10 protein-coding genes, 1 tRNA gene and 1 pseudogene are annotated in these 12,548 nt (G+C 28.2%); 5 read left to right on the plus strand and 7 right to left on the minus strand.

Features of this window, described 5'->3' with window-relative positions; genetic code table 11:
* Both ACH2BO_RS08025 and ACH2BO_RS08030 read right to left on the minus strand, forming a co-directional pair.
* Positions 1-431 (minus strand): annotated as a pseudogene (locus tag ACH2BO_RS08025) (DNA polymerase I); the annotation flags it as partial.
* A 9-nt stretch (positions 432-440) separates the two neighbouring features.
* Positions 441-953 (minus strand): hypothetical protein, encoded by a 513-nt coding sequence (locus ACH2BO_RS08030; RefSeq protein WP_395044226.1) that lies wholly within the window; start codon positions 951-953, stop codon positions 441-443.
* 123 nt (positions 954-1,076) lie between these two features.
* Here ACH2BO_RS08030 and ACH2BO_RS08035 point away from each other — a divergent pair, with 123 nt between their 5' ends.
* Together ACH2BO_RS08035 and ACH2BO_RS08040 are read left to right on the plus strand one after the other, a co-directional pair.
* Positions 1,077-2,312, plus strand: coding sequence for a metallophosphoesterase (locus ACH2BO_RS08035; protein WP_395044227.1), 1,236 nt, complete (start codon positions 1,077-1,079; stop codon positions 2,310-2,312).
* Positions 2,313-2,386: 74 nt separating this feature from the next.
* Positions 2,387-2,683, plus strand: a complete 297-nt coding sequence (locus ACH2BO_RS08040; protein WP_395044228.1) for a thioredoxin family protein — start codon at positions 2,387-2,389, stop codon at positions 2,681-2,683.
* A 680-nt stretch (positions 2,684-3,363) separates the two neighbouring features.
* Here the strand turns inward: ACH2BO_RS08040 and ACH2BO_RS08045 are convergent.
* From ACH2BO_RS08045 to ACH2BO_RS08060, 4 genes are all read right to left on the minus strand, one after another.
* On the minus strand, positions 3,364-4,002 hold the full coding sequence (locus ACH2BO_RS08045) for a polysaccharide deacetylase family protein (protein WP_395044229.1): 639 nt from the start codon (positions 4,000-4,002) through the stop codon (positions 3,364-3,366).
* Between the two features lie 73 nt (positions 4,003-4,075).
* Entirely contained in the window at positions 4,076-7,276 is a 3,201-nt protein-coding gene (locus ACH2BO_RS08050; protein WP_395044230.1) for a DUF2723 domain-containing protein, read from the minus strand.
* A gap of 124 nt (positions 7,277-7,400) precedes the next feature.
* Complete coding sequence (locus tag ACH2BO_RS08055) at positions 7,401-8,090, minus strand: response regulator transcription factor (protein WP_395044231.1); 690 nt, start codon at positions 8,088-8,090, stop codon at positions 7,401-7,403.
* A gap of 3 nt (positions 8,091-8,093) precedes the next feature.
* Complete coding sequence (locus tag ACH2BO_RS08060; protein WP_395044232.1) at positions 8,094-9,452, minus strand: sensor histidine kinase; 1,359 nt, start codon at positions 9,450-9,452, stop codon at positions 8,094-8,096.
* A 250-nt stretch (positions 9,453-9,702) separates the two neighbouring features.
* Here ACH2BO_RS08060 and ACH2BO_RS08065 point away from each other — a divergent pair.
* Positions 9,703-9,773: transfer RNA gene (locus ACH2BO_RS08065), tRNA-Gln, on the plus strand.
* 56 nt (positions 9,774-9,829) lie between these two features.
* Here the strand turns inward: ACH2BO_RS08065 and ACH2BO_RS08070 are convergent.
* The gene (locus ACH2BO_RS08070) at positions 9,830-10,654 is read right to left on the minus strand and encodes a universal stress protein (protein WP_395044233.1); all 825 of its coding nucleotides are present in this window, start codon (positions 10,652-10,654) and stop codon (positions 9,830-9,832) included.
* A gap of 171 nt (positions 10,655-10,825) precedes the next feature.
* On the opposite strand from ACH2BO_RS08070, the gene rimP reads away from it, so the two are divergent.
* Entirely contained in the window at positions 10,826-11,293 is a 468-nt protein-coding gene (rimP, locus tag ACH2BO_RS08075; RefSeq protein WP_395044234.1) for a ribosome assembly cofactor RimP, read from the plus strand.
* Positions 11,294-11,301: 8 nt separating this feature from the next.
* A complete protein-coding gene (gene nusA / locus ACH2BO_RS08080; RefSeq protein WP_395044235.1) occupies positions 11,302-12,543 on the plus strand; it encodes a transcription termination factor NusA in 1,242 nt (413 codons plus the stop codon).
* The last annotated feature ends 5 nt before the right edge of the window (positions 12,544-12,548 follow it).

Here is a 12,548-nt window from a genome sequence, read left to right on the forward strand (position 1 = left end):
ACCAATTGGGCAAAATCTTTATCTGGAGTAACCATAAAAACTTGATAATTTTCTTTTTCGGCTTGCTTTGCAATAGTTCCAATTAAATCATCGGCTTCAATACCAGCAACTTCTATAATTGGAATGTGCATTGCCTTTAAAATTTCTTGAATGTAAGGAACAGCAATTTTTATAGCTTCTGGAGTTTCATCTCTGTGTGCTTTATATTCTTGATACATTTCATATCTCACATCGCTTCCACCTTTGTCAAATGCTACTGCTAAATGATCTGGTTTTTCACGTTTTATTACATCCATCAAGGCATTCATAAATCCCATAATGGCTGATGTATCCATTCCTGTTGAGGTAATTCTTGGGTTTTTTATAAAAGCAAAATAACCACGAAATATTAGTGCGTATGCGTCTAGAAGAAAAAGGCGTTTTTGTGACATTGTTATAATTTAAAAAGTAATTAAAATTCCGAAACCGTTAGAATTTGATATAAAATTAGTTGAATCTATTGTAAAACCAGTTTTCGGATTTTTTAAATCATCATTTATTAACATGATTGATTTTTTTATTTTTCTAGGAAATCCTATTTTTATTGGAATTGAAACAACGATTAATCCACCTGCAACATAATATAAAGTATTTTCGGTATTTTTAAAATTGTATTCATTAGGATTATTAGGGTTTCTAACTAGATGATTACCTTTAACATCATAGATAAATTTTCCAACTAATGTTGTTAATCCGCTCCAAAATAAAATATTTCCTCCAGTTTTTTTTGACCTTCCAGAATTATATAATTTTAATGCTTTGGGATTGCTAGAGAATAATTCTCTAAGGTCATCTGGATTTAATTTTTGATTATTTGAATTATAAATTCTTCCACCACTTTTATAAGTTAAAGTATCTTGAGAATATGAATTTAGTGCTATTGTAAATAATATAATAAAATAAATACTTCTCATATAGGATAAATTAAATTGATTTAAACAAAAATAGCATTTCTTATAGAAATATTATAAGAAAGATTAACTAAAATTTATGTTTTTCAAGAATAATGATTTTTACATTTGTTGAAAATTAAAAAAATGGCACTTCGCTGGATAATACTTTTTGTAGTAATTGCAATTATAGAACTTTATTCTTTTCAAGCGGTAAAAACATTTACAAAAGTTAGATGGATTTTACTAACATATATTATTGTTTCATTATTTGCTGTTGTATTTATAGTTTATCAATTTACAAAATTTGATAGAACAATTGGTCAAACTCCAATGACGATGATTACAATTGGGTTATTGCTATTGGTTTTAGTACCAAAGTTATTGATTACTTTTATTATGATTATTGAAGATGTATATAGAGTTTTTTCGGGAGCAATAACTCGTTTTATGGGCGATAATGATAATGGTAGTTTCTTGCCTGAAAGAAGAAAATTTGTTTCTCAAATTGCTTTAGGTATTGCAGCGGTTCCTTTTTTATCATTGATTTATGGAATGACCATTGGAAAATATAATTTTAAGGTTTTAAAGCAGACCTTGTTTTTTCCTGATTTGCCAGATGCTTTTGATGGCTTTAAAATAACTCAAATATCTGATATACATAGTGGTAGTTTTGACAATGCTGAAAAAATTTCTTATGCAATAGATTTAATTAATGAACAAAATTCTGATTTATTATTGTTTACTGGCGATATTGTAAATACACATGCAACAGAAATGCATCCATGGATTGAAAGTTTTAATAAAATTCAGAATCATGAATTTGGAAAGTTTTCAATTTTAGGAAACCACGATTATGGTGAATATGTAGATTGGCCAAATGATGAAGCAAAAAACAAAAATTTTAATGACATAAAAGATTTGCATCGTCAAATAGATTTTAAACTATTATTGAATGAAAATGTAAAGGTTAAAAAAGGAAATGATGAAATTGCAGTTGTTGGAGTCGAAAATTGGGGAATAAAATTTAAGAAAGTTGGCGATTTGAATAAAGCATCTGAGGATTTGAAAAAAGAAGATTTCAAAATTCTTATGAGCCATGATCCAAGTCATTGGGATGCAGAAATTCAACATCATCCCAAACATTTTCATTTAACACTTTCTGGTCATACACATGGATTTCAATTTGGGATAGAAATACCTGGATTTTTTAAATGGAGTCCAGTAGAATATGTTTATAAACAATGGGCAGGATTATATGAAAATCTTGGCAGATATATATACGTAAATAGAGGTTTTGGATTTCATGCATATCCAGGAAGAGTAGGTATTATGCCGGAGATTACTGTTATTGAACTAAAAAAAGGGCAAAAAATAGTGTAATGTGTTAAAAAGACTATATTTGTATTACTAAAACTTTCTTTTCTAGAAAAAGAAAATAAAAATATTTTGGTTTTATGTCAAAATTTGGAGAACTTATAAACGCTCAAGTTCCTGTGTTAATAGACTTTTACACAGAATGGAACGAATCATCAGTATCAATGCATCCTGTTATTAGAGATGTCGCTGCTGCATTGGGAGACAAAGCAAAAGTGATAAAAATAGATGTAGATAAAAATCAAGAATTAGCAGAAGCATTAAGAATTAAAGGATTGCCTACACTTATGATTTATAAAGAAGGTCAAATGGTGTGGAGACAATCTGGAGAGTTAGATGCTAATACTATTATTGGTTTGGTTCAAGAGCAAGCTTAGGGATTATTTCCTTGAATTTTTTAATTTTCCATTACATTTTTTATGTAATATTTGATAATAATCAAATTTGTAAAAAGTGAAATTGTAGTTAACATAATTATTTCTCCGTAATAAATTATGATAAAATTGAAGTTTATATTAATCGCTTTTTTAGTATTTAATAATATAAATGCTCAAAAAAAATCATTTTTAAAAGATAAATTATCAGTTTGTTTAAATTATCCAAAATTTATTTCTTTTTTTAATATTTGCAAAAAAGAAACTGATACAATTTATATTAATGATAACACAAAAAAAATTGAAGAGTTCACTTCAATTAAAGCCTCTTGTAGTAAACTATTAATTATACAGAAAAGTTCAATAAACATTGATGTTAACGAATACAAACCAAACTGTAAAAGTGAAATTGTATTGTACAAATATGAACTAAGAAAAGGCGTTTATAAATTTAGTTTTCTTGACATCTGTTCAAATGCAAATATGGTAATAGAATTGAACTCAAAAAATAAAATAATTAATTATTCAACTGGAATGTTTTAAAAAAATACACACTCTGCGATGGTAATTGACCTAGTAGTTAATTTTAAAATAATCGTGTGAAATAATTACTGTACTACAATTTTTAAGTATAATTTATTGGCTGCGAAGTCAAAGGGCATTTTAGAGCTTCAGTAATAATCTCAACTTATTACTTTACATATAAACTTATTTTCTTTTAAAAACTCAAGTGTTCTTGGCAATACATATTCTAAGTTGTGGAATGCTTTTTTACTGTCGTGAAAAACAATAATACTTCCAGATTTTATATTTTTTAGTACATTTTGTAAGCAATGTTCTTGAGAAATTTTTGCGTCAAAATCGTAACTAATTACATCCCACATAATAATTTTATATCCTAATTTTCTAAGAATTTTAGATTGTGATGGTTTTATTTTTCCATAAGGAGGACGAAATAAATTGCAGTTTTCAGTGCTCAGTTTGTAGTGTTCAGTTTTAGAAAGTGCAACATTTTCAAAATAGATATTATTTTCTGTTTTCCATCCATTTAAATGATTAAAAGTATGGTTTCCAATAGAATGTTTGTTAGAAATTATTTTTTGATAAATCTCTGGAAACTTTTTTACATTATCTCCAATGCAAAAAAATGTAGCTTTGGCATTGTATTTTTCTAATAAATCTAAAGTCCACTGAGTAATTTCTGGCGTTGGTCCATCGTCAAAAGTTAAATATACTTTTTTTTCATCATTAGGAATATCCCAAATATAATTTGAGAATAGTTTTTTAATTACCCAATGTGTTTTTACCCAACTGATTTTCATGTTTCAAAAATAATTAAAAAAAGTGCCAACAAATATTATCGCTGGCACTTTATTAAATTTGATAAATTAATATTTATTCCATTTTTCTGTCAAAAGCTTCAAAGCGTCTGTTATAACTATTGAATTCGTTTTTACTTTTAGCATAAAAATCTAAATCGTTATTTTTTTTCATGACTTTTAAAAGCGACCTATAACGTTCAATATCAGTAACAATATCGGTTCCAATAAAAGATTGATCAACAGGTTTCATATTACTGTAATATTTTAAATTTTCTTTGTATTTGGTCATTAATTTAGATAATAAATCACGAGCTTTTTGATTTTCTCCAACTTTATAATAACCATCTGCAAATGGTTCTACAGTTGAATAATATCCATAATAATCTATTGGAAACTTTGTAATTGCCATGTTTATTATGTTTTTAGCTTTTTCAATTTTGTTTTCTTTAATTAATTCATACATTAATCTAGAAAGGTTTGTGCGAGTAGAAATACTATTTTTTCTAGTCTCGGTGTCATGATAAATGGTTGTTTTATCTCCATTTCCCCAAGTCCATTTTTGAGTTAAATTATACATTTTATCAGCATCAATTTGTCCCATATCTGGATAATTTTCTTCTAATGTTATGGTTTTTATGGGCACTAATTTATATACCATTCCATCAAGTTGAAGATAATCTTTCATCCAAAGGTAATCGTCGCTTGCAAAACTTCCTGGACTAAAATAGGTTGGACGTTTCCAGTTATTGTTATTTAAAATATCTAACATTATTAGACGGTTTTTATACAAAGCGCTACCGCTAATATCAATATCTATGTAAGGAACAATTGAGTCATAATATTTTGGATTTACCACTTTGTTTTTAATAACCGTAGCTTTATCAACTGGAATTCTAACTTTATTTGTTGGAAAAAAATGTACTTTTTGTCCGCTTCCCATTTCAACCAAAGTTCTTTCGTCTTCGCTTTTTGCAAATTCCATAAAGTCATTAATATTCCATCTGTTTTTGGTTTGTTCACTAAAAACAATATAATCTCTAGTTCCATCAACATATTGACTGTGTTTAAATGATATTGGAAGACCAGCAGAAGTATAAGTTTTCATTTTCATTTGGTCTACATACCAATCGGTCATCAATAAACTAGTGCAACAAATTTTAATATCTGGTCTAACGCCTTCAATTTCTTGAGCATACCACAAAGGAAAAGTGTCATTGTCTCCAATGGTGTATAAAATTGCATTTGGTTCACATGATTCAAGATATGCTTTTGCCATAGCAATTGCTGTATATTTATCTGATCTATCATGGTCATCCCAGTTTTGTGAAGCCATTAAAACTGGTGCCGCCAATAATGTTGTTATAATAACTAATGGTGCAGCAAGTTTTGGAGCTAATTTTTCTTTTATTATTTCATAAATGGCATAAACTCCAAAGCCAATCCAAATTGCAAAAACATAGAATGAGCCAACAAGTGCATAATCTCTTTCTCTTGGCTCGAAAGGTCTTTCGTTTAGGTAAATTTTTAATGCAAAGCCAGTAAATAAAAATAAAGCTAGTAATACATAAAAACTTTTTAAATCTCTTTGAGCATGATACATCAATCCTATTAAACCAAGAATAAATGGTAAGAAATAGTATACATTTCTTCCTTTATTTTTTAATGTATCTGATGGTAAATCGGCTTGAGAACCCAAATGAAGTTCGTCAATAAATTTTATTCCGCTTAGCCAATTTCCGTCAAGGTCATCATATTTCCCTTGAATATCGTTTTGTCTTCCTACGAAATTCCAAAGTAAATATCTGCCATACATATATCCAAATTGATATTCTATCATATAAGAAAAATTTTCAAATGCTGATGGTTTTTCAATTATTAGGTAATCTCCATAAGCTTTTAAAAAGGCAACATAACCATCATTGTCAATTTTGTCTGATGCATAAGCAGTTCTAAATTCGGCTACAATATCTGTAAGTTCTTTTTCTTCAGAATACTCGGGATTTATTTTAAATTTTGGAACGCTAGAAAAGTTTATATAATTATCTACATGTTCTGTACTCCACATTCTTGGCAAAAATGCTTTGTGAGCATCATCTGTATTTTGCTCTGCGTTTTTGAAATTATTTACAATTAAATATTTTCCGGTTTTATAATCTCTTTCATAGTTAGGTGCTTTGTCTAGATAAGGATTTTCTTTGTCTAAACCTGCAAATGTATCTGTGTATTGCGGACCATAAAACAAAGGATTTACACCATATTGTTCTCTATTATAATATGCTAAAACCTCGGCAGCATCTGATGGTTTATTTTCATTTATTGGAGTATTTGCATTGGCACGAATTGGCAACATCATCCAAGTAGAAAATCCGATTAGAACAAATAACACACAAAGAAGTATTGTGTTATAAAAAGCATATCCTTTTTTCTTTGTGTATTGTAATCCAAAATAGAAAGTTGCAATAATTAGTAATAATGCAAAAATACTTCCAGAATCGAATGGTAAACCCAAAGAATTAACCATGAATATTTCTGTTTTTCCAAAGAATGCTAACGCATATGGTAATAACAATTTGAAAATAAATAATAATACTGCAACAATAATTATATTGGCGATTATAAAATTTTTAACAGTGACTTTTTTATAATTTTTGAAGAAGTATAAAAAGCCAATTGAAGGAATTGTTAATAAAGCCATGAAATGTATTCCAAATGACAATCCAACAACTAACGAAATTAATATTAACCATCTGTTTCCTCGTGGTGTATTCATATCTTGTTCCCAGCGCAATCCTAACCAAAAAAGCAATGCAATTAATAAGGTTGCCATTGCATATACTTCGGCTTCAACGGCATTGTACCAAAAACTGTCTGAAAATGTAAATGCAAGCGAGCCAACGAATGATGCTCCAATAATTACAATGCTATTATTTTTGTCTAATTCTGTATAGGATGAAATTAATTTTTTTAGTAAAATTGATGATGACCAAAACATAAACAAAATTGTAAAAGCACTAGAAAAAACCGACATCATGTTTACCATAAATGCTATTTTCTGATTGCTTGTAGCAAACATTGCAAAAAAAGCTCCCATCATTTGATATAATGGCGCTCCTGGAGGATGACCTACCATTAATTTTGCAGATGTTGCAATATATTCGCCACAATCCCAAAAACTCATTGATGGTTCAACGGTTAATGTAAAAGTTACTAATGCTATTGCAAAAGCAACCCATCCTAATATTGTGTTGTACTTGTTGAAGTTAAATGTTGTCATAAAAAAGCATGAAATTAATTCGAATGCAAAGAAACTATTTTTTTAGCGAAACCTATAAATTGCGCATGATAAAATTTTCACAATCATATATTTTAAAAAACTTTGATAAAGATTCATATAATTATTATTCTGATATTTTAAATTCTAATCCTATAAACCGTGTGCTTTCAATAGAAATTCTTTCATCATCTTGAAAATATTTTCTTATTTTACTTATAAAAACATCCATACTTCGACCTGAAAAAAAATCATCAGTATTCCAAATAGCTTTTAATATGGTTTCTCTTTTTATCAATTGATTTTTATTGGTGTAAAAAAATTGAATTAATGCAGCTTCTTTTTCTGTAAGTTGTTGCGTTTTATTTTCTATTTTTAAGCACATTCGTTTTGTGTCAAACATATAGTTGCCGATTTGAATTTCTTGAAGAACAATTGTTTCTATTGAATTGTTTAAACTTCTTTTTATTATATTATTCAATCTTAAAACTAATTCTTCTACTTCAAATGGTTTAACAATATAATCATCGGCTCCAAGTTGCAATCCTTTTAATTTATCTTCTTTTAGTTTTTTGGCAGTTAAGAATATAAAAGGTGTTTCTGGTTTTGTTTTTATTATTTCTTCGGCTAATGTAAAACCATCCATTATTGGCATCATGACGTCTAAAACACAAATATCAAAAGAAATATTTTTAAAAATATCTAATGCTTCATAACCGTTTTTAGCACAAATTACTTCAAAATCATGTAATTGCAAATATTGTTTTAAAACATTTGAAAAATCTAAATCGTCTTCGGCTAAGAGTATTTTTTTCATGATTTATGACGGAATTGACAATGTAAACTGCGCGCCTTTACCTAAATCACTAACCAGTTTTACAGTTCCTTTGTGAGCTTTTATTATTTGGTCAACATAATAAAGTCCTAATCCTAAACCTTTGGTGTTGTGTAAATTCCCTTGTTCAATTCTATAAAATTTATCAAAAAGTAAGGATTGTTTGTTTTTTGCAATTCCAATTCCATTATCTTGAATGTTTATATGAAATTGATTATTTTGAACTGAAGTTGAAACAAAAATAGTATTGCAACCATATTTTACAGCGTTTTCCAAGATATTTGTTATAGCTGTAGTAAGATGAAATTTATCTAAAGTTAAATGGGTTTCTTTATTGTCAAAATTATTTTCAATAGTAATATTTGGATGTGCTATTTTAAAGTCTTCAACAATTGTTTGTAAAAAATAATTTGCTTTTATTTTCTCTTTGTGCAATTCAATTTCTTCAAAACCAAGTGAATTAGTCATTACTTGGTCAATCAAACTCTGTAATCGTTCGTTTTGGCGGTTTATCGTACTTATTAATTGATTATAAACTAAATCATTTTCTTTAACTTCTTTTCTTTCTAAAATTTTTGTTGAAACAGACAAAGTAGTAAGTGGAGTTTTTAGTTCGTGAGTAATATTGTTGATAAAATCGGTTTTAATATCACTGATTTTTTTTTGCTTAATTAATGATTTTATGGTAATTACAAATATCGTTATCAAGGTAATTATCGAGGCAAAAGCAAAGAAAAGTAATAGCGACATTCTTTTTAAAACTATTATTTCCCAGTTTTTTACCGAAACATATAATGCATCTTCTGTAAGTAATTTATAATTAGAATTTAATGTGCTCGAACTCGTTGTTCCAACATAGTTTCTTATTAAAAAAGCATCGTCTAATGAAGCCAAATTGCCGTACATTTTGTTTTCTATAAATGGTTTTTCTGCAAACAGTGTATCAACCTTTTTTGAGTTATTATAAATCACAAATTTGCTTAAAACAATGGCAAAATCTATAGAATGATCTGGAAACTCTTTGTCAAATTCTTTTTGTAACCTTGCGGTTAATGCTGCTTTAAAATGATTTTCTAATAATTGTTTTTTAATTTGGGAACGATAATTTTTATCTATTAAATAATTTTCGGCTAATTGTTTGTATAGAAAATCTTTTTTGTGAAACAAAGTGCTATCAACATCACTATAATCATTGGTTGTTTTACTTAATCGCTCTTTTATTTCTAATTTAAATTGAGCAACTTTATAGTTATAAGTCGTTTTCACCAAATAGAATTGCATAATGCAAAGTGCAATTAAAACAAGCGTAGCTATGATAGAAAGTATTTTTATTTTTTGCTTCATAAAACTGGTAATCGAATGTCAAAAATAAGATGATTTTTAATAAAAATAATAATTTATTCTAGCTTTAACCTTCGATTAACTTTCGGCACTAAGTTTTAGGGTTAAAATTATTTTATTTTATTGATTTTTAAAGAATTAATTAAAATTTTAATTGTAATAAACGAACACATTATGTTATTTTTAATAAAAAACGATTAAATATTTGCATTAAATAAAAAATGGTGTAAATTTGCACTCGCGTAAAGCAAATTGGTCTATGGTGTAATGGTAACACAACTGTTTTTGGTGCAGTCTTTCAAGGTTCGAGTCCTTGTAGACCAACAAAAAACCTCTCAAGAAATTGAGAGGTTTTTTTGTTTATAAAAAAGTTGTATTAATTATATTTTAAAAGTCACAACTGGTCTTGTAGCGTGATTTACCAAATCTTCACTAATACTTCCGTTAAAAAAGTGAGACAATCCTTTTCTTCCGTGAGTGCTCATTCCAATTAAATCAGCATTAATGCTATTTGAAAAATTCAAAATTCCTTTTTCTACATTGGTTTCATTATAGACATGTGTAACTACTTTTTTAACATCAAAACCACTAATAAATTTTTTCATTGTTTCCTCTGCAGCAGAAGTAGATTTAAAATCATTAGGAGTATTTATTGTCACTAAATGAAGTGTTGAATCATATTTGTTTGCAAATTCTACAACTTTTTCAAATGGTTTTTTTACTTCATCGGCAAAGTCAGATGCAAAAACAAAATCTTTTACTTCAAAATTACCTTCTTCTTTTTTGATAATTAAAACAGGAACATTAGAGTTTCTCACTACTTTTTCTGCGTTAGAACCAATAAACATTTCTTTATACCCACTTGCTCCATGAGAACCCATTACAATTAAATCAACATTGTTTTTTTTGCTTATATTTAATATTCCATCAAACGCTAATTCAAATTGAATTATTTCTGAAACTTTAATTCCATCAAGATAGTCTTCATCCATCAAGTCTTCTAGTCTTCTAATAGCAGCGTTTTTAAAAAACATTATTTCTGGTATATCAGAACCTGCACCAATTGCATCGCTTGCTTGATGTGGAAGCTCTAACATGTGTAACAAAATTATTTCTCCATTATTTTTTTTGGCTATTTGTGCCGCAACTTTCAAAGCATACTCTGCATGATCTGAAAAGTCTGTTGGGATTAAGATTTTTTTCATAATTATAAAAAAGATAAATTTTTACTGTTAGTCTACTTAAATATCTATAAAGGTAAGAAAAAATATAAAAGGTTATCGATTTTTTAATATAAAAAAAAGTTATATATTTGCACCATTATTTAATAGAAGTGAATAATGAGGCACGCATTGCGTGCCTCTTTTTATAAAAATATGACATTTAAAGAACAAGTTTCCAAACTATTAAATGATGGTTTATTAGAAAAACCAGAAATTTTTTTGATAGACTTATCAATTTCAGATACTTACAAAATTATTGTAACTTTGGACGGTGATAATGGAGTGAGTCTTCAAGATTGTATTGATATTAGTAGAGTAATAGAAAACAATTTAGATAGAGAAGAACATGATTTTGCATTAGAAGTTGCATCAGTAGGAGTTGGTTCGCCATTAAAATTGATTAGACAATATCAAAAAAATGTAGGTAGAACTTTGATTGTTAAAACAAACGAAGAAAAAATAGAAGCTCAGTTGGTAGAAGCAAATAATGAATTTATCGTGTTGTCTTGGTCAGCAAGAGAACCGAAAAAGATAGGAAAAGGTAAAGAAACAGTTCAAAAACGACTTGAAATACCTTATAATGAAATAAAAGAAGCAGTTGTTACAGTAAATTTTAATTAAATAGAATAATGGAGAATATTGCATTAATCGACTCGTTCTCAGAGTTTAAAGATGATAAACTTATTGATAGAGTAACGCTAATGGCGATTTTAGAAGATGTTTTTAGAAATGCTTTAAAAAAGAAGTATGGTTCTGATGACAACTTTGATATTATCATAAATCCTGATAAAGGAGATATGGAAATTTGGCAAAGAAGAATTGTTGTTGCTGATGATGATTTAGATTTAGAAAGTATAGAAATTACACTTACTGATGCCAGAAAAATTGAACCCGATTTTGAAATTGGCGAAGAAGTTTCTCAAGAAGTAAAACTTATTGATTTAGGAAGAAGAGCAATCTTGGCATTACGTCAAAATCTTATTTCTAAAATTCATGAACACGATAATACCAATCTTTATAAACAATTTAAAGATATTATTGGCGAAATTTATACAGCTGAGGTTCACCATGTTCGTCCAAGAGTAGTTATTCTTGTTGATGATGATGGAAATGAAATTGTATTGCCAAAAGAAAAACAAATTCCATCAGATTTCTTTAGAAAAGGAGATAATGTAAAAGGAATTATTGAAAGCGTTGAATTAAAAGGAAACAAGCCACAAATTATAATGTCTAGAACATCTGAAAAGTTCTTAGAAAAATTATTTGAACAAGAAATTCCAGAAGTTTTTGACGGATTAATAATGATTAAAAAAGTTGTAAGAATTCCAGGCGAAAAAGCAAAAGTAGCTGTAGATTCTTATGATGATAGAATTGATCCAGTTGGAGCTTGTGTTGGTATGAAAGGTTCTCGTATTCACGGAATTGTTCGCGAATTAGGAAACGAAAATATTGATGTAATAAACTATACAACAAACGCTTCTTTACTAATAACAAGAGCATTAAGTCCAGCAAAAGTTTCTTCTGTGAAAATAAATGAAGAAACAATGCATGCAGAAGTATTCTTGAAATTAGAAGAGGTTTCTAAAGCAATTGGTCGTGGCGGACAAAACATAAAACTCGCAGGACAACTTACAGGTTACGAATTAGACGTGATTAGAGAAGGAAGTACAGTAGAAGATGATGATGTTGAATTAACAGAATTCTCAGATGAAATCGATGGATGGATTATTGACGAGTTTGCAAAAATTGGACTTGACACCGCAAGAAGTATATTAAAACAAGATGTTGCCGATTTAGCTCGTAGAACAGATTTAGAAGAAGAAACAATACAAGAAGTAATGCGCATATTGAAAGAAGAGTTCGATAACTAATTCTC

It is taken from the genome of Flavobacterium sp. (assembly GCF_043773265.1).
Taxonomy (GTDB): Bacteria; Bacteroidota; Bacteroidia; order Flavobacteriales; family Flavobacteriaceae; genus Flavobacterium.